16 protein-coding genes are annotated in these 17104 nt (G+C 74.7%); 8 read left to right on the top strand and 8 right to left on the bottom strand.

Annotation, left to right across the window (positions count from 1 at the left end; translation table 11 throughout):
* The 4 genes from IO29_RS22300 to IO29_RS22285 form a co-directional block, all read left to right on the top strand.
* On the top strand, window positions 1–1029 hold a 1029-nt coding region (locus IO29_RS22300; protein WP_037840573.1), incomplete at its 5' end, for an iron-containing redox enzyme family protein.
* Window positions 1030–1083: 54 nt separating this feature from the next.
* Window positions 1084–1746 carry a HemK2/MTQ2 family protein methyltransferase gene (locus IO29_RS22295; protein ID WP_030381478.1) on the top strand — a complete coding sequence of 221 codons (663 nt, stop codon included), beginning with the start codon at window positions 1084–1086 and terminating at the stop codon, window positions 1744–1746.
* Window positions 1747–1804: 58 nt separating this feature from the next.
* The gene (locus IO29_RS22290) at window positions 1805–1975 is read left to right on the top strand and encodes a CDGSH iron-sulfur domain-containing protein (RefSeq protein WP_051707442.1); all 171 of its coding nucleotides are present in this window, start codon (window positions 1805–1807) and stop codon (window positions 1973–1975) included.
* Window positions 1976–2387: 412 nt separating this feature from the next.
* Window positions 2388–3545: a lactate 2-monooxygenase gene (locus tag IO29_RS22285; RefSeq protein ID WP_030381476.1), complete on the top strand. Its 1158-nt coding sequence runs from the start codon at window positions 2388–2390 to the stop codon at window positions 3543–3545.
* Window positions 3546–3587: 42 nt separating this feature from the next.
* Here the strand turns inward: IO29_RS22285 and IO29_RS22280 are convergent, their stop codons facing one another.
* Window positions 3588–3965 (bottom strand): hypothetical protein, encoded by a 378-nt coding sequence (locus tag IO29_RS22280; protein WP_030381475.1) that lies wholly within the window; start codon window positions 3963–3965, stop codon window positions 3588–3590.
* 3 nt (window positions 3966–3968) lie between these two features.
* The gene (locus tag IO29_RS22275) at window positions 3969–4214 is read right to left on the bottom strand and encodes a hypothetical protein (RefSeq protein ID WP_030381474.1); all 246 of its coding nucleotides are present in this window, start codon (window positions 4212–4214) and stop codon (window positions 3969–3971) included.
* A 284-nt stretch (window positions 4215–4498) separates the two neighbouring features.
* Between IO29_RS22275 and IO29_RS22270 the strand changes: the two genes are divergently transcribed.
* On the top strand, window positions 4499–6925 hold the full coding sequence (locus IO29_RS22270) for a SpoIIE family protein phosphatase (RefSeq protein WP_030381473.1): 2427 nt from the start codon (window positions 4499–4501) through the stop codon (window positions 6923–6925).
* 135 nt (window positions 6926–7060) lie between these two features.
* Window positions 7061–8320: an arsenic transporter gene (locus tag IO29_RS22265; protein ID WP_030381472.1), complete on the top strand. Its 1260-nt coding sequence runs from the start codon at window positions 7061–7063 to the stop codon at window positions 8318–8320.
* 9 nt (window positions 8321–8329) lie between these two features.
* On the opposite strand, the gene IO29_RS40080 is transcribed toward IO29_RS22265, so the two are convergent.
* The 4 genes from IO29_RS40080 to IO29_RS22245 form a co-directional block, all read right to left on the bottom strand.
* Window positions 8330–11428, bottom strand: a complete 3099-nt coding sequence (locus IO29_RS40080) for an RICIN domain-containing protein (RefSeq protein WP_051707435.1) — start codon at window positions 11426–11428, stop codon at window positions 8330–8332.
* Window positions 11429–11849: 421 nt separating this feature from the next.
* Window positions 11850–12404 (bottom strand): flavoprotein, encoded by a 555-nt coding sequence (locus tag IO29_RS22255; protein ID WP_030381470.1) that lies wholly within the window; start codon window positions 12402–12404, stop codon window positions 11850–11852.
* Between the two features lie 21 nt (window positions 12405–12425).
* Window positions 12426–12668 carry a ferredoxin gene (locus IO29_RS22250; protein ID WP_030381469.1) on the bottom strand — a complete coding sequence of 81 codons (243 nt, stop codon included), beginning with the start codon at window positions 12666–12668 and terminating at the stop codon, window positions 12426–12428.
* 10 nt (window positions 12669–12678) lie between these two features.
* Entirely contained in the window at window positions 12679–13914 is a 1236-nt protein-coding gene (locus tag IO29_RS22245) for a cytochrome P450 (protein WP_030381468.1), read from the bottom strand.
* 201 nt (window positions 13915–14115) lie between these two features.
* Between IO29_RS22245 and IO29_RS22240 the strand changes: the two genes are divergently transcribed.
* A complete protein-coding gene (locus tag IO29_RS22240) occupies window positions 14116–15195 on the top strand; it encodes a GDSL-type esterase/lipase family protein (RefSeq protein WP_051707434.1) in 1080 nt (359 codons plus the stop codon).
* Between the two features lie 277 nt (window positions 15196–15472).
* Window positions 15473–15925 carry a nitroreductase family deazaflavin-dependent oxidoreductase gene (locus IO29_RS22235; RefSeq protein WP_030381466.1) on the top strand — a complete coding sequence of 151 codons (453 nt, stop codon included), beginning with the start codon at window positions 15473–15475 and terminating at the stop codon, window positions 15923–15925.
* A gap of 39 nt (window positions 15926–15964) precedes the next feature.
* Here the strand turns inward: IO29_RS22235 and IO29_RS22230 are convergent, their stop codons facing one another.
* Together IO29_RS22230 and IO29_RS22225 are read right to left on the bottom strand one after the other, a co-directional pair.
* The gene (locus IO29_RS22230) at window positions 15965–16489 is read right to left on the bottom strand and encodes a DUF6624 domain-containing protein (protein WP_051707433.1); all 525 of its coding nucleotides are present in this window, start codon (window positions 16487–16489) and stop codon (window positions 15965–15967) included.
* Entirely contained in the window at window positions 16486–16923 is a 438-nt protein-coding gene (locus IO29_RS22225) for an ATP-binding protein (protein ID WP_030381464.1), read from the bottom strand. The genes IO29_RS22230 and IO29_RS22225 overlap by 4 nt, the downstream gene beginning before the upstream one ends.
* Window positions 16924–17104 lie beyond the last annotated feature (181 nt).

The raw sequence follows: 17104 nt of genomic DNA, 5'->3' as shown, positions 1-17104 counted from the left end.
CCTCAGGAAGGCCTCCCCACCCCCCGCGGCCCCCTCTCCACCCCCGTCCTCCACCACCTCCCCCCCCCCGAGGAACCCCACCCCACCCCCGAGGTGACCACCGCTGACCCCTACGGCGAGGACCTCCACCTCGCCCTCTACACGTGCTACGAACTCCACTACCGCGGCTTCCCCGGCATCGACCCCGACCTCGAATGGAACCCCGCCCTCCTCGACCTCCGCGCGCGTCTGGAACACCGCTTCCTCACCGCCCTCCGCACCGACGCCCCCGCCCACAAAACCCTCGCCGACGCCCTGGAGGACCTCCTCGTCGAGCCCGTCGACACCCCCGGCACCGGCACGGACACCGGCACGGACACCGGCACGGACACCGGCGTCTCCCACTACCTCCGCGACAAGGGCGAACTCCGCCACATCCGCGAGTACGCGGCCCACCGCTCCCTCTACCACCTCAAGGAGGCCGACCCGCACGCATGGGTCCTCCCCCGCCTGTGGGGCCGTGCCAAGGCGGCGATGGCGGCGGTGGAGTTCGACGAGTACGGCGGCGGCCGCCCCGACCGCGTACACGCCCAGCTCTTCGCCGACCTCATGAAGGACCTGGACCTGGACACGGCGTACGGCCACTACCTCGACGCCACCTCCGCCGAGATGCTCGCCAACGTCAACCTCATGTCGCTGTTCGGCCTGCACCGCGCCCTGCGCGGCGCCCTCGTCGGGCACTTCGCCACCGTCGAGATCACCTCCTCCCCCGGCTCCCGCAGGCTCGCGGAGGCCATGCGGCGCACCGGCGCCGGACCGGCCGCGGAGTTCTTCTACGACGAGCACGTCGAGGCGGACGCCGTCCACGAACAGGTCGTCCGCCAGGACGTCATCGGCGGCCTGCTGGAGCAGGAACCGGAGCTGGAGGACGACATCACCTTCGGCATCGACGCGACGGAGTTCCTGGAAGCCCGCTTCGGCCGCAGCCTCCTGACGGCCTGGGAGTCCGGCCGCTCCTCCCTCCGCACGCCTCTCCCCACGTCACGGTGACCCCACGCCACCCGGGTCAAGATATTTGACGAAATCACGGGTACCCGGCCCCCTGTGAAACCTCTGGTCCTCCCGGGCGTCTACGCCCCGCAAGACGACACCGCCCTCCTGGCCGGTGCCCTGTCCGACGAACCGCTCGCACCGGACGCCCGGGTCCTCGACGTGGGCACCGGTTCCGGCGCCCTCGCCCTGGTCGCCGCGCGCCGGGGCGCCCGTGTGACGGCGGTGGACGTGTCGCGGCGCGCGGTGTACGCGGCCCGGCTCAACGCCTGGCGGGCCGGCCTCAGGGTCCGCGCGCTGCGCGGCAACCTGTTCGCGCCCGTGACCGGCGAGACCTTCGACCTGGTCCTGGCCAACCCCCCGTACGTGCCCACCCCCGACGCCCACCGCGAGCCCCGGGGCCGGGCCCGGGCCTGGGACGCGGGCCAGGACGGACGGCTGGTCCTGGACCGGATCTGCGGGCAGGCACCGGAACTGCTGCGCCCCGGGGGCGTACTGCTCCTCGTCCACTCGGTGCTCAGCGGCCCCGAGCGGACCCTGGAGCAGTTGCGCGCGGCCGGCCTGACGGCGGAGGTCACGGACCGCCGCTGGGTGGCGTTCGGCCCGGTGCTGCGCGAGCGCCGCGGCTGGCTGCGGGAGCGGGGCCTGCTGGCCGCGGACCCGGCGGCGGGCGAGAAGGAGGAGCTGGTGGTGATCCGTGCCGTACGACAGCGCTGACGCGCCGCACCGGGAGGACGGCGGGAGCACCGCACCCGGTACGGCACGCCGCATCACCATGGGCCGCACCGGACCGATCCTGATGGAGGGCCCGGTGGAGGTCGAGTTGGAGGACGGCACGGTGGTGTCCTCCGACCGCTTCCGGGTCGCCCTGTGCACCTGCCGGCGCAGCCGGCGCTTCCCGTGGTGCGACACCAGCCACCGCCGCCGCACCCGTACGCGGGAATGAGCCCCCGGGCCCCGGAGGCACCGGGCCGGGAAACGGATTCGGGGGCCGGCCGACAACCCCACTTCGTCGGCCGGCCCCCGTACGGGACCGCGTGACACCGTGACGGAGGTGCGTTACTCCCCAGTCACGAACCCCCGAACCACGCCCACGGGGTCGCACGGCCCCGAGCTCGGCGAGCCGGGTGCGCACGTGAGTCTGTCGAACGCCCATCGAAAACACACATCGACCCCACAGTTTTCGGTAACTTTGAGTATTGAATCAGTGGCGCGAAGTCACGCGGTACGCACACATGTGCCCCTCAACAGAGCCGCCGTAGGGTGTCGGGATCGCCGGGGTGGCGAGATTACGGCGGTTGGGCAATCGGCCTGAAACATTCCGCTTCGGCGGCGGGACGAGAGGCGAGAGGGCACGAATGGCGCGGCACTGGGCGGACTTCCAGTACGAGATCTATCTCAACGGCATGACGGGGGCGGTGCCCCGGTTGCCCACCGACCTCACGCGGCTGGAGGAGATGGCCGAGCAGCGGCTCGGCCCCGGCCCGGTCGGCTACGTGGCGGGCAGCGCGGGCGACGGCAGTACGGCCCGGGCCAACCGGGCGGCGCTGGAGCGGCACCGGATCGTGCCGCGGATGCTGCGGGACGTGCACGCGCGCGATCTGTCGGTCGAGGTGCTGGGGCGGCCGCTGCCGGCGCCGCTCGCGCTGGCCCCGGTCGGCGTGCTGTCGATCATGCATCCGGACGCGGAGTCCGCGGCCGCCCGGGCCGCGGCGGCGCACGGCGTGCCGTTCGTGCTGTCCTCGGCCTCCAGCACACCGATGGAGGAGGTCGCCGAGGCCTCCGGGGACGGCGAACGCTGGTTCCAGCTGTACTGGGCCAAGGACCGCGAGGTCACCCGGAGTTTCCTCCAGCGGGCGAGGGCGGCGGGCTTCACGGCGCTGCTCGTCACCCTGGACACGCCCCTGCTGGCCTGGCGCCCGCGCGACCTCGACCAGGCGTACCTGCCGTTCCTGCACGGGGTGGGCACCGCGAACTACTTCACCGACCCGGCGTTCGGGGCGGGTCTCGCCAAGCCGGTGCACGAGGACCCGAACGCGGCCGTACTGCACTTCGTGAACATGTTCGCCGACCCGGGAAAGACCTGGCCGGACCTGGCGTTCCTCCGCGAGAACTGGGACGGCCCGATCGTCCTGAAGGGCGTGCTCCACCCCGATGACGCCCGTCTCGCGGCCGACGCGGGGATGGACGGCGTGGTCGTCTCCAACCACGGCGGCCGCCAGGTGGCCGGCTCCATCGCGGCGGCCGACGCCCTGCCGGCGGTCGCCGACGCGGTCGGCGACCGCCTGACGGTCCTCTTCGACAGCGGCATCCGCACGGGCGACGACATCGCCAAGGCCCTGGCCCTGGGCGCACGGGCGGTCCTCCTCGGCCGCCCCTACGTCTACGCCCTGGGCCTGGACGGCCAGTCGGGCGTCGAACACGTACTCCGCTGCGTCCTCGCGGAACTGGATCTGACCCTGGCCCTGTCGGGCCACGCCAACGTCCACACACTGACACGCGAGCTTCTGGCGTAGGCCGACTGACAGGGGCGGGGAACCGCGCGGTCCTTGCCCCCCTCAGATCTGCCAGGACCGCAACCGGTCCGCCGCCCCGTACACATCCGCCTTCCCCGAGATCAGCTCCCGCACAAGATCCACCAACGCCCCGTACGGCGGATCGATCCCCACCCCGCTCGCGAACATGTACGCCACCGCCGTCGCACACGCGAACCGCGCGTTCGCCGCGGGCAACGGCTTCAACAACGCCAACGTGTGCAACAACGCGGCCGCCCGCCACGCCGGATCGGAGTCCACCCCCAGCCGCGGCGGATCCACCCGATGCCGCGCGACCGCGGCGACGAGCGCGGAGAAGTCGTTGACGAGGGGCTGGTCCGGCAGCACCTCTTCATGGCGCTGGAGCAGCCAGGGCACATCGATATGGAGGTCCGGTGGCATGGGTCAGACGTCCCGCCCCTCGCTTCCGCCGGGTGACTCGTCCTCGGGAAAGGCGGCGGCGAACTCCGCGGCGTGCGCGGTGAAGAAGCGACGGAACGCCTCCGCGCCCTCCTGCAACGCCCGGTGCCGCGCGATGTCGGCGGCCGCCGCCTCCCGCACGAGTGCCTTCATCGACGTACCGCGCTCCTTGGCGATCTGCCGGAGGTCCTCGAGCTCCCGCTCGCTGAACTCCACATTCAACGCTGGCATGCGCTTACGGTACCTCGCGGGTACTTACCCGTAAATACCCCCAGGTCAAAGGGTACGCAGGCCGGTACCCAGCAAGGACCGAACCGCCAGGCACCGCCCTCACCGCCCCGACACTTCCAGCCGACTGATCCGCGCCGCCCACTGATCGCGGGCAAACAGATCCCGACCGTGGACACCACAGGCCCATCAAGGTCCGGCAGAGCTGATCCAAACGGCAGGCCCTAACCTGGATACGACGTGTGAAGGCCCTGTTCACCCGGAGTGGGCGCGAGGAAGTGGCGAGGATGAGCCCGGAGTACCCGTACGACGATGCCGCCACGGCGCGGGCGGTCGTCGACGACGGCGGCATGCTGCGGGAGTGGAACGAGGGCGCGCGACGGCTGCTGGGTCACACGGCCGACGAGGTCGTGGGCCGCCCCGCCGCCGGCCTCCTGGCCGACCCGGCCGGCTTCGTCCTCCCCGCGGACCGTCCCTTCCGCTGCGCCGGCACCGTGGGCCTGCGTCACCGGGACGGACGCACCGTCTCCGTGTGGATCCTCGCCCACCACCGCCCGGCCCGCCCCGACGGCCCCGGCCACTGGCTCCTGGTGACCCCCCTGGAGGACACCGCTCCCCTCCCGGACGACGACCCGCTGGCCCAGACCGCGCTGGCCGAGTCCCCGTGCGCCACCGCCGTCTACGACGAACGGCTGCGGCTGCGGCGGTTCAACCGGGCCATGTCCGATGTGATGGGCGTCCCCGAGGATCGGGTCCGCGGGCTGCGTCCGTCGGAGATCGGCGGCCGGCGCGAGAGCGAGGAGATCGAACGGGACATGTTCCGCGTGCTCACCACCGGGCACGCCGAGGACGTACGGACACTGGTCTCCGCCGACGTGGCCGGGCGGGACAGCGCCTGGCTCTTCCGGGTGGCCCCGGTCACCGACGCCGAGGGCCGGATCCGGGGCGTCTGTCTGACCATGCACGACTTCACCGACGAGCATCTGGCCCGCAAGCGGCTGCAACTGGTCAACGAGGCGAGCGTGCGCATCGGCAGCACGCTGGACGTGGCCCGCACGGCGCAGGAGCTGGCGGACGTCTGCGTACCGGCGCTCGCCGACTTCGTCAGCATCGACCTGCTGGACGCGCCGGAGGACGGCAGCGACCCGTGCCCCGTCTCGCTCAGCTTCCCCGTGGTGCTGCGGCGCACCGCCCAGCGGTCGGCGACACCGGGGGCGCCCGAGGTGGTGACCGAGCTCGGCGGCACCCGGCGGTATCCCGCCTCCTCCCCGCAGGCCACCTGTCTGACCACGGGCAATACCGTCCTCGCCGCGGACCCGACGGAGACGCTCACCGAGTGGCTGGGCGAGGATCCGGTACGGGCCGGGCGGATCCGCGCGCTCGGCATCCACTCGTCGATGTCGGTGCCGATCCAGGCCCGCGGCGGCACCCTCGGGGTGGCCGTCCTCAGCCGATTCCGCCGGCCCGAGGCGTTCACCCCGGACGACGTGCTGCTGGCGGAGGAGGTCACCGCGCGGGCGGCCGTGTGCATCGACAACGCCCGCCGGTACTCCCGCGAGCGCGACACGGCGCTCGCCCTCCAGCGCAGTCTGCTGCCCCGGCGGCTGCCGCGGACGGCGGCGGTGGAGGCGGCCTCCCGCTATCTGCCGGCCGCGCGGGCCGGGGTCGGCGGCGACTGGTTCGACGTGATCCCGCTGTCCGGGATGCGGGTCGCCATGATCGTCGGCGATGTCGTCGGCCACGGCATCAAGGCCTCGGCGACGATGGGCCGGCTGCGCACGGCCGTCCGCACGCTCGCCGACATCGACCTCGCCCCCGACGAACTGCTCACCCACCTCGACGACCTGGTGCTGCGGCTGTCGGTGGAGAGCGGGCAGGACGGCACGACCGGGGAGGTCGGGGCGACCTGTCTCTACGCGGTGTACGACCCGGTCTCGCGCCGGTGCACGATGGCCCGGGCCGGGCATCCGCCGCCGGTGATGGTGCCGCCCGGGGGCGGCCCGGCGCGCCGGATCGAGCTCCCGGCCGGGCCGCCGCTGGGGCTGGGCGGGCTGCCGTTCGAATCGATCGAGGTCGATCTGCCCGAGGGCACGGTGCTGGGGCTGTACACCGACGGCCTGGTGGAGAGCCGGGAGCGGGACCTCGACTCCAGCCAGCGGCTGCTGTGCGAGGCACTGCCGGCATCGGCCGAGGCGGCGGATGCGAGGGACACGCCCGACGTCTCCGACTCACTGGACGCGGCGTGCGACCGGGTACTGCACGCGCTGCTGCCGCCCGGCGGCGCCGCGGACGACGTGGCGCTGCTGCTGGCCCGCACCCGGGGGCTGCCGGCCTCGCAGGTGGCGACGTGGGACATCCCCGCGGACCCGTCGCTGGTCGCGGCGATCCGCAAGCAGGTGGTGGGGCAGCTGGAGCGGTGGCGGCTGACGGAGACGGCGTTCACGGCGGAGCTGGTGGTGAGCGAACTCGTCACCAACGCGATCCGCTACGGCGAGCGCCCGATCCGGCTCCGGCTGATCCACGACACGTCCATCCTCATCTGCGAGGTCTCCGACGCCAGCCCGACGGCGCCCCACCTGCGCCGCGCGAAGACCTACGACGAGGGCGGCCGCGGCCTGCTCCTGGTCGCCCAGCTCACCCAACGCTGGGGCACCCGCCACACCCCGGACGGCAAGACGATCTGGGCGGAACTGACGCTGCTGGAGGACTGTTAGGGGCGCGGGGAACCACGCGTCTTCCGGGGGTCCGGGAGCGGAGCCCCCCGGGTCGGGACGGGAAGGGGCCGCAGGGGCGGGGAAAATAGGGGGCGCGCAGGGGAACCTGCACCTCACCGCCGCCGGAGGCGTCCCCTGAACACCCCGCTCGCCGAAACCCTCTCCGTCCTCCTCCTCGCCGCGGTCCTCGCCTGCGCCGTCGCCAGACCCTTCAACTGGCCGGAGGCGGTCGTCGCCGTCCCCGCCGCCACCCTCGCCATCGCCACCGGCGCCCTCTCCCTGGACCACGCCGCCGACGAGGTCTCCCACCTCGCCCCCGTCGTCGGCTTCCTCGCCGCCGTCCTCGTCCTCGCCCGCTACTGCGACGAGGAAGGCCTGTTCCGCGCCTGCGGCGCGTGGACCGCCCGCTGGGCCGCCGGCAGCCCCGGCCGCCTGCTGACCGCCGTCTTCGCGCTCGCCTCGGCGATCACGGCGGTGCTCAGCCTGGACGCGACCGTCGTGCTGCTCACCCCCGTGGTGTTCGCCACCGCCGCGCACATGGGCGCCCGCCCCAAACCGCACGTCTACGCCTGCACGCATCTGTCCAACACGGCCTCGCTGCTGCTGCCGGTCTCCAATCTGACCAACCTGCTCGCGTTCACGGCCGCGGGCATCGGGTTCGTACGGTTCGGCGCGCTGATGGCACTGCCGTGGGTGGTCGCGGTGGCCGCCGAGTACGTCGTCTTCCGGCGGTTCTTCCGCCGGGACCTCGGTACGGCCGCCGTCTGCGACCCGCGCGGGGAGGAGCCGCCGCCGATGCCGGTGTTCGCGCTCGTCACCGTGGTCGGCACGCTCGCCGGGTTCGTCGTCGCCTCCGCCGTCGGCATCGACCCGGCGTGGTCGGCGCTGGCGGGGGCGCTCACCCTGGCCGTGCGCGCGCTGGTGCGCCGGCGTACGACGCCGCTCACGGTGGTGCGGGCGGCGGCGCCGGGCTTCCTGGCGTTCGTGCTCGCGCTGGGCGTGGTCGTACGGGCCGTCGTCGACAACGGGCTCGCCGACGCGCTGGGGCGGCTGCTGCCGGACGGCTCCGGCTGGGCCGCGCTGCTGGGCGTCGCGGCGCTGGCGGCGCTGCTGGCCAACGTGATCAACAACCTGCCGGCGGTGCTGGTGCTGCTGCCGCTGGTCGCCCCGGCCGGCACGGGGCCGGTGCTGGCCGTGCTGCTCGGCGTCAACATCGGCCCGAACCTCACGTACGCGGGTTCGCTGGCGACGTTGCTGTGGCGGCGGATCCTGCACCAGCACGACCACGGCGTCGACCTGGGCGAGTTCACCCGGCTCGGGCTGCTCGCGGTACCGGCGGCGCTGGTCCCGGCGACGACGGCGCTGTGGCTGTCGCTGCGGCTGTTCGGGGGGTGAGGGCGGGGATCAGCGGTCCTCGGGCGTGCCCTCGGCGCCCCAGTTGACGGACTGCATCCGCAGCGCGCCGTCGGTGTCGGCCTGCCAGCGCTGCTCCCCGTCGCCGGTGGCGCGCGGCTTCAGCACGAGGGCGGTGCCGGGGGCGGGGTCGGAGCCGGGCGCGGCCGGGGCGAGGGCCAGGTTCTGGTCGCGGCGCGGTACGAGGGTGCCCTGGAGGGTGAAGTCGTAGCGGACGTTCCTCGCCTCGGGCGTGGACCGGCCCGCGCACGGGGCCAGGACGACCGAGTAGCCGAGGCGGGAGTCGAGGCAGAGCGAGGGCTCGGCGAGGCTGCGCAGCAGGCCGTCGGTCTCGTAGGCCCAGTGCTGGGTGCGGGCGGAGCCGCAGCCCGCGAGCACGGCCTCGGCGCCGGCGACGGCCTTCTCGCCGTGGACGTCGAGGCACAGCCCGTCACCGGCGTTGCGCAGCCGGCCCCGTACGACGCCGTCGGAGGCGTCGGCGGCCGTCCCGGCCCACGACGGCACCGCCGAGGCGGCACCCTCTCCGCCCTCCTCCGCACCGCCGCCACCCAGCACACCCCACACGGCCAACGGCACGACGACACAGAACCCCACGATCCCCGCGATCCCCACGACAAGAAGCGGCTCCCGCCGCCGACCCGCCCCGAAGGCCCCCCACCGCACCGCCCGCAACACCCGCCCCCGCGCCCGATGCCGCGCCCCGCTCCCCGCGAACCCGTCCGCCCCAACGGCACCCACCGATGCCGGGCCGGTATCCGACACGGTCTCCCGGCGCGCGTCCGCGCCGGCCCCCGGCGCGACGGGTGCCGCCCCGGGGGCCGCTCCCCGCACGACGGCCGGTGCGGCGAGGCCCGCCGCGGCGGCGTCCACCCGCGTGGCATGACGCCGCCTACCCGCGCGCCTCCGCCCAGCCCCTCCCGGCCGGGCAACGCCCGCCGTGCCGCCATCGGACGCGGGCACGCTCACCGCGTCCCTCCCGGGTGCACCGCCACGCGAGGCAACACCCTGCCCGGCATCCCCCGGCGCGACAGCGCCACGCCCGACGCCTGCCCAGGCGGCCGCGCCCAGCCCGCCGACGCCCCGACCGGCAGCGCCCGACGTGACCGCATGCTCGGCGTCCGCCCGCGCCGCAGCGTCACGCCCGGCGCTCGCCGAGGCGGCTCCCCGACCGGCGGCCCCGGGCGCGGCAGCCTCCCGGCCCGCGTCCCCGGGCGCGGCGTCACTCGACCCCGCGCCACCCGGCGCACCAGCGCCCCGACCGGCGACAGCCGACGCGGTCGCGCCCCGGATGGTGTCTACCGATGCGGCTACACCCGGCCCGCCGGCACCCCGGCCGACGACGCCCCGTCCGGCAACACCCGGCATCGCCGCATGCCCGGCATCCCCCCGCGCCGCAGCGCCACGCCCGGCGCTCGCCGAGGCGGCTCCCCGACCGGCGTCCCCCATCACGGCGTCACTCGACCCCGCGCCACCCGGCGCGCCAACGCTTCGACCGGCGACAGCCGACGCGGTCGCGCCACCGACGGTGTCTACCGATTCGACTGCGCCCGGCCCGCCGGCACCCCGCCCGGCAACACATGGCATCGCCGCATGCCCGGCATCCCCCCGCGCCACAGCGCCACGCCCGGCGCTCGCCGAGGCGGCTGCGCCCGGCCCGCCGACGCCCCGCCCGGCAACACCCGGCGCGGCCGCATGCCCGGCATCCTCCGGCGCCGCAGCGCCTCGCCCGGCGGTCGCCGAGGCGGCTCCCCGACCGGCGTCCCCCGGCGCGGCATCACTCGACCCCGCGCCACCCGGCACACCAGCGCTCCGACCGGCGACAGCCGACCTGGTCGCACCCCGGACGGTGTCAGCCGAGGCGGCCGCGCCCGGCTCGCCGACGCCTCGCCCGGCGGCCCCGGGCGCGGCAGCGCTCCAGCCGACAGCACCTCCCTCCGCGACGCCCGGCGCACCAGCGCCACGTGCGGCGTCCCCGGGCGCGGTGGCACGCGCCGTGGCGCCCCGGTCCGGCGCGGCCCGCGCCGCCGGGTCGTCCGACGGGGTCCCCGGCTGTGGGCCCTCCTTCGGGTGCGCGGGGGTGGGGGGCCGGCGGGGGGTGCGGAGGCGGGCGGTGAGGGTGCGGACGTGGGCGGCGGCCGTGCGGACCGGCGTGCGGGGGCGGGCGGCGCGCGTGCGGGGGCCCGGTGGGGCCGGTGACGGGTCGGGGGCCGTGAAGTCCATGCGCGCGTCGAGCGCCGTCGGCCCGCGCGGGGGCTTCGGCTCCCGGGGGCCGCGGGTGTCGAGGTAGGCCCGGGCGGCCCAGCCCAGTACCCCCTCCGTGAGGAGCACCGGCAGCCGCCGGTCGAAGCCGTCGAGCTGCTCGGCGGCGCCCCGGCAGTGCGCGCAGCCGTCCATGTGGAAGAGGAGGTCGGGGTCGAGGACCCGGTCCCCGCGTCGCAGCGCCACGTCGAGCAGCCGGGCGAACCGCCGGCAGTCGTCCTGGGGCGCGGACTCCCGGTGGACCTCCAGACAGGCGTCGCGCAGCCGGGCTCTGGCCCGGGCGAGCCGCACCGGGACGTCGCCGGCGTCGATGCCGAGGAGCGCGGCGGGCACGTCCTGCTCCTCGCGTTCCACCTCCATGTGCCACAGCAGGCACCGCGCGGGCTCGGCGAGCCGCTGGAAGGCGGTGGTGACGAGCCGCCGGTTCCCGGGCGGCAGCAGCCGCGCCGCCGCGGAGCCGGACCCGGTGCCGGAGCGCAGCTCGGCGTGGAGCATCTCCCGCCGGTGGTCGGCGTCCCACTCCGCCGCGATCCGGCCGACGGTGACCAGCAGGGCCGGCCGCCACGCCGCCGTCGGCCCGGCCTGCCGGCCGGCGTTCTCGAACAGCCGGGTGAACGCGGCGGTGGTGAGCATGCCGGCGGGGTGCGCCCCGGCCGTGCACAACCGCGCGTAGGCGTACACGGCCTCCCCGTGCCGGACGAGGAGTTCCTCCACCGGCCGGTGGACGGGCCCCTCCCCGCCGGACTTCTTGAGCTCCGCGGCGAGTTCCGCGTCGGGCACCTCGCGCGGCCGGCCGGGCTCGGCGGAACTCGGCACGGCCCCGTCGTTCACGTTCACTTTCCTCCACAGCCCCTGCGCACGAGGCCGGGTCCGGACCAGTCACGTACCGCCCGGCCGGCCGCCCCCGTGGGGAGCGTCCGGTTTCATGCGCGTAATTTTCGATATCCCGAACGCGCGACCACGACCGCTTTTTTCCGGAGTGGGGGGCGAACGGCGCACCGGGCGCGTCCGGCGGAAAAGGAATTGTCCGCACGCCGACGCCCCACACCTTCGCACACGCCGGGGAGCAGTAACAAGACAGGGGCTCACTTTCCCCGGCGAATGAACCCCGCCTGAACTCGGGGTAAGTTGACGATGCGTCAGCAAGGGGTCCGTACGGGGTAATTGCCCCGGCCCGGCCGGGCCCGCCGGGACCTTATCGACAGGAATTCAGGAAGGCGGCGGAACGTTCCGGGAAAAGCACCGCCCCCCTTCACACGCTCCCTGGTCCGGGCGGCTGCGGGAGCAGGTCGAGCACACGTTCCCAGCGGAAGGCGGGAGGTCTCCCGTCGGTGCCGCTCCCGGCGTACGGGTCGGCGAACCGTACGCCCATGCCGCGCAGCCGCTCCAGAGCGGCCGCGTAGGCGGGGTGGGCGGCCAGCGCCTCGCCCACGCAGGGCAGTACGCCGATCGGGACGCCGAGCCCGTAGGCCTCGTTGAGCGTGCCGAGGGCGAGGGTGTCGGAGATGCCGGCCGCCCACTTGTTGAGGGTGTTGAAGGTGGCCGGTGCGACGGCCACGGCGTCCGGCGGCGGAAAGGGCCGCGGCTCCCCCGGCAGCCGCCACGCGGACCGGATCACGCGCCCGGTCCGCGCCTCGACGGCGGCGGTGTCGAAGAAGCCCATGGCGAGCGGCGTCGCGAGGACCCCGACCTCCCAGTTCCGCCTCTGCGCCGCGGCGATCAGCTCCCCGACGCCGGAGGCGACCCCGGCGGCGCAGACGACGACGTAGAGGAAGGGCTTCCCGGATTCCGCGGCCTGTTCAGTCACCCCGGAACCCTACTCATCCCCTCAGCCGCTCACTCCTCCCCGGCCCTGGCCGCCACGCACCCCGACCGCCCCGACCGGGCAGGCCCGGGCGGCCTCCCGGACCAGCGGGTCGCCGCCGCCGTCGCGCCGGCCGGGCAGGACGGTGCCGAAGCCGTCGTCGTCCTGGGTGAAGACGCCGGGCGCGGTCAGCGCGCACTGGCCGGCGCCGATGCAGACGTCCTGGTCGATGGTGACGTCGAGGGTGCCGCCGTCGTCGTCGCGCATGGGTTCCTCCTCACCACGCCACGGGGAGTTCGACCATCCCCTGGATCGTGTCGCCGGGCTTGTGCGGGATCTCCTCCGGGGGCGCGGCGAGCCGCAGCCCGGGGAACCGCTCGAAGAGCGAGCGCAGGGCGATCTCCAGCTCGGCGCGGGCCAGGTTCTGGCCGAGGCACTGGTGGACGCCGAAGCCGAAGGCGAGGTGGCCGCGGGCCGAGCGGTGCCAGTCCAGGGCGTCGGCCCCGGGGAAGACGTCCGCCTCCCGGTTGACGACGGAGTTGGAGAAGACCACGCCGTCGCCCGCGCGGACCGTCTCCCCCGCGATCTCGATGTCCTCCAGGGCGACCCGGGTGAGCCCGTCGACGATGGACAGGAACCGCAGCAGTTCCTCGACGGCGGCGGGGACGAGCTCCGGGTCGGCGCGCAGCTCGGCGAGCCGGTCGGGCTGCTGGAGGAGGGTGAACGTACCGAGCGAGATCATGTTCGCCGTCGTCTCGTGCCCGGCGATCAGCAGCAGCACGGAGAGCGAGATCAGGTCCTCCCGGTCGAGCTCGCCGGTCAGCATCCGCTCGGCGATGAGCTCGTCGAGGATGCCGTCCCCGGGTTCCTCGCGTTTGCGGTCGATCAGGGCGCCGAGGTAGCCGTCGAGCCGGTCCCGGGCGTCCTCGACGTCGGACGCGGCGGGGCCGCGCAGCAGTCTGCGGGACTGCTCCTCGAAGAACTCGTGGTCGGCGTAGGGGACGCCGAGCAGGGCGCAGATGACGGTCGACGGCAGGGGCAGCGCGAACGTGCTCACCAGGTCGGCGGGCGGACCCGCCGCCTGAAGACCGTCGAGCAGACGGTCGACGATCTCCTGGATGCGCGGGCGCAGCAGGGCGGCGCGTTTGAGGGTGAAGTGCGCGACGAGCATGCGGCGCTGGCTGTGGTGCTCGGGGTCGTCGACGCCGAGCAGCGGCAACCGGCGGATGCGGCGGACGCCGGCGATCCGCTCGTTGAGCATCGGGAAGCCCGGCCGGGTGCGGTCGACGGAGAGCCGGGGGTCGGAGAGCAGGGCACGTGCGGCGGCGTGGCCGGTGACCAGCCACACGTCACGGCCGTCGTAGAGGGAGACGCGGGCCAGCGGCCGCTGCTCGCGCAGCGGGGCGTAGCCGGCGGGCGGGTGGTACGGGCACGTGCGGTCCTGGGGGAACGGGACCCGCACGTCCTGGGGAGCGTCGGCGGGTGCTGCCGGATGGACGGTGGAGTGCGTCATGAGGAACCTCGCTTGCGAAGACTCGCCCTTGCCGATCTTCATTGGATGCCTGAGGCATCCATCGGGTCACCAACAAGTTCGGCCAGATCGCCCGGCCGGCGGAACTGGCCGAAGCCGTACGGGTGACGGAGCGGGGGGTTCCTGGGCCGGGCGGAGGGCGGGCGGACGCGTTCACGTGCCGATACCGGGTAGTCCCCGGTCATGAGCAGCACCGCCCGGACCGTCGCCGTGTGGGGGGCCGCGCCGATGCCGTTCGGGCCGTCCTTCCACGATCAGACCCTGCGGATGACCGTCCGCCCCACCGCCTCGGGGACGGGTGCGCGGCTGCGGCTGTCGCATCTGTACGGCGACGGGGAACTGACCGTGGGCGCGCTCTCGGTGGCGGTGGCGGGGTCCCGTCCGCGGCCCGTCACCGTCGGCGGCTCGCCGAAGGCGGTGCTCGGAGCTGGCCGGGAAGTGCTCACCGACGTACTGCCCGTCGACGTCGCACGCGGCCGGGACCTGACGGTCTCCCTGTATCTGCCGGACGCGACCGGGTCCACGACCCACCACCGGGACGCCTTCGCGACGGCGTACCTCTCGCCGCCGGGCTCCGGCGATCTCACCCTGGCGGCGGGGCGCGACGGGTTCGCGCCGGCGGGCGCCTCCTGGTACGTCCTGTCCGGGCTGACCGTCGTCCCGGCCGAGGCGGAGGGCACGGTGGTGGCCTTCGGCGACTCGATCACGGACGGCGCGTGCTCCACGCGGGACGCGAACCGGCGGTGGCCCGACCTGTTGCGGCCGGGGCGGCTGGCGGTCGTCAACGCCGGGATCGGGGGGAACCGGCTGCTGTCCGACTGGACCGATCCGGCGGGGGTGCGGCGGTTCGGGCGGGATGTGCTGGCGCGGGAGGGGGTGCGGGTGGTGGTCGTGCTGCTCGGGGTGAACGATCTGCTCGGGGGGTGGGAGCCGGGGGGTGCGCCGGTGGGGCCGGGTGAGCTGCTCGACGGGTACGACCGCCTGGTGGAGGCAGCGCGGGACGCCGGGGTCCGGGTGGTGGGCTGTACGTTGCCGCCGGCGCGGGGGCTGGGTCCGGGCCGGGAGGCGGTGCGGCGGGCCGTGAACGAGCGGATGCGGGCGGGTGGGGTGTTCGACGCGGTGGCGGACGTGGACGGGGCGCTGCGGGACCCGGCGGACGCGGGGCGTCTCCGGGCGGCCTACGACAGCGGCGACGGCCTGCACCCGAACGACGCCGGCATGACCGCGATCGCCCGCGCGGTGCGCCCACATGTCACCCGGTGACCCAAGGCATTTCCCTCGCCCCCGCCGCCCCTACCCGTCCCATCCTCACAAGGGGCTCCGCCCCTTGGACCCCGGGGCGCGGGAGAACTCGGGTGGACGGGGTGCGTGGGCGGGTGCGGGTGCGTCGTGGCCGGTCGCGCAGTTCCCCGCGCCCCTTGAAGCCACAGGATCCAAGGGGCGGAGCCCCCTCGGGGCGAGAAACGCCCTGCGTGCCGGGCGGAAGAATTCGTTCCGGCGTCGTGTTGAATCGTGGCACCTACGAGGAACGGAGAGACCCATGCCTCTTGACGGTGAGTACGAACCCAGCCCCGACCAAGTGGTGCGCGACCAGGTCGAGTTGTACGAGAGCTCCGGCGGCACCGAGGGCACGAAACACGAGGACACGGGCCTGCCCGTGATCATCCTGACCACCCGCGGCGCCCGCAGCGGCAAGATCCGCAAGACCCCGCTGATGCGCGTCGAACACGAGGGCCGCTACGCCGTCGTCGCCTCCCTCGGCGGCGCCCCCAAGCACCCCGTCTGGTACCACAACGTCGTCGCGGACCCCCGCGTCACGTTGCAGGACGGCCCCACCGTGCAGGACATGACGGCGCGTGAGGTCACCGGCGAGGAGAAGGCCGCCTGGTGGGAGCGCGCGGTCGCCGCGTACCCCCCGTACGCCGACTACCAGAAGAAGACCGACCGGGAGATCCCGGTGTTCGTCCTGGAGCGCACCGAGGGCGGCCACTGACCCCGGAGCCGTCGACCCGGCGGTGTTCCGCGGGGCGCCCTACGCTCCCCGGCGGAGCGCCGCCATCTGCTGTTCCAGCGGGGCCAGCCCCACGTCCTCCCGGCGCTCGTCGACGGTCTCGGGGCAGCGCACCGGATACGGCCGCAGCGTCACGGGGTTGACGCGGGTCCCGTAGAACTGCGGCTCGCCCCGGGCCACCGCACAGTGGTCGGCGATGTAGGCGAGATGGACGGCGGGGCAGTGACCGTCGGCGGCGGCCTCGGCGATCAGGTCGCGGCAGCGGAGCTGGAACGGCAGGTCGGGGGCGTGCAGCAGGATCATCAGCGCCGCGGTCGAGGCGGCGTCGCCGACCAGCGCCCCGGTGGGCCAGCCGTGCCGCCGGACGATGACCTTCAGCGCCTCGGTGTTCTCGGCACGGCAGCGGGCGAGCCGGTGCCGGGCGAGGGCGCCGGGTTCACGCTGCGCCCGGCGCATCAGCTCCCGCTCGTCCTCCGCGCGGCGCAGCAGCTCCCGCCCGGCGGCCGCCGTCGCCGCCGGGAGCACCCAGGCCACCGCGCTCGTCACGGGGTCACCTCCGGCGGTGCCGTACGGGCGAGGGTGAACCAGACGCGTTTGCCGGGCTTGCCGGGCTCGGCGGGGGCGACGCCCCACGCGTCGGCGAGCACGCTCACGATGGCCAGTCCCCGCCCGGACTCCGCCCCGCCGTCCACCGTGCGCAGCAGCGGCGGGACGGGTGAGGGGTCGGCGACCATGACGCGTACGGCGTCGCGGATCAGTTCGACGGTGAGGGTGACGGTGTCGTAGGGGCGGGTCCCCGTGTGGGTGACGGCGTTGGCGAAGAGTTCGTCCGTGGCGAGGACGACGGAGTCGCACAGTTCCTCGGGCAGGTCCAGCCGGGTGAGGTGGTCGGTCACCCGGCGCCGTACCACCGCGGCACGCGAGGGGTGCGCGGGGACGGTGAACCGCAGCGGGCTGTCGCCGGGCGTATGCGGACGCATGTCACCGGGCGGGTGCGGACGCGTGGGCGCGAGTAAGGCGGATGCGCGGTCGGCCGCTCCCGGTGCGGTCGCCGGCGTCTCGCCGGCGCCTGCGGGGGTCCGGCCCGAGCTCCTCGGTTGTCCGTCGGTCACGGTGGCCATCCAGGTCTCGCCTCACGGTCGCGTGCGCCGCACCGGAATC

The sequence above is a fragment of the Streptomyces sp. NRRL F-6676 genome (assembly GCF_000725625.1).
Classification (GTDB): Bacteria; Actinomycetota; Actinomycetes; order Streptomycetales; family Streptomycetaceae; genus Streptomyces.
Note: the sequence above shows the minus strand (reverse complement) of the source record. Positions and strands in the feature narration are given on the sequence as shown.

Bases quoted from the DNA above. Each gene is read 5' to 3' on its own strand.
- IO29_RS22245 (WP_030381468.1), bottom strand. From the start codon at position 13,914: ATGACGCACTCCACCGTCCATCCGGCAGCACCCGCCGACGCTCCCCAG.
- IO29_RS22280 (WP_030381475.1), bottom strand. From the start codon at position 3,965: ATGCCACCGGACCTCCATATCGATGTGCCCTGGCTGCTCCAGCGCCAT.
- IO29_RS22270 (WP_030381473.1), top strand. From the start codon at position 4,499: ATGAGCCCGGAGTACCCGTACGACGATGCCGCCACGGCGCGGGCGGTC.
- IO29_RS22275 (WP_030381474.1), bottom strand. From the start codon at position 4,214: ATGCCAGCGTTGAATGTGGAGTTCAGCGAGCGGGAGCTCGAGGACCTC.
- IO29_RS22225 (WP_030381464.1), bottom strand. From the start codon at position 16,923: ATGCGTCCGCATACGCCCGGCGACAGCCCGCTGCGGTTCACCGTCCCC.
- IO29_RS22235 (WP_030381466.1), top strand. From the start codon at position 15,473: ATGCCTCTTGACGGTGAGTACGAACCCAGCCCCGACCAAGTGGTGCGC.
- IO29_RS22290 (WP_051707442.1), top strand. From the start codon at position 1,805: ATGGGCCGCACCGGACCGATCCTGATGGAGGGCCCGGTGGAGGTCGAG.
- IO29_RS22285 (WP_030381476.1), top strand. From the start codon at position 2,388: ATGGCGCGGCACTGGGCGGACTTCCAGTACGAGATCTATCTCAACGGC.
- IO29_RS22240 (WP_051707434.1), top strand. From the start codon at position 14,116: ATGAGCAGCACCGCCCGGACCGTCGCCGTGTGGGGGGCCGCGCCGATG.
- IO29_RS22250 (WP_030381469.1), bottom strand. From the start codon at position 12,668: ATGCGCGACGACGACGGCGGCACCCTCGACGTCACCATCGACCAGGAC.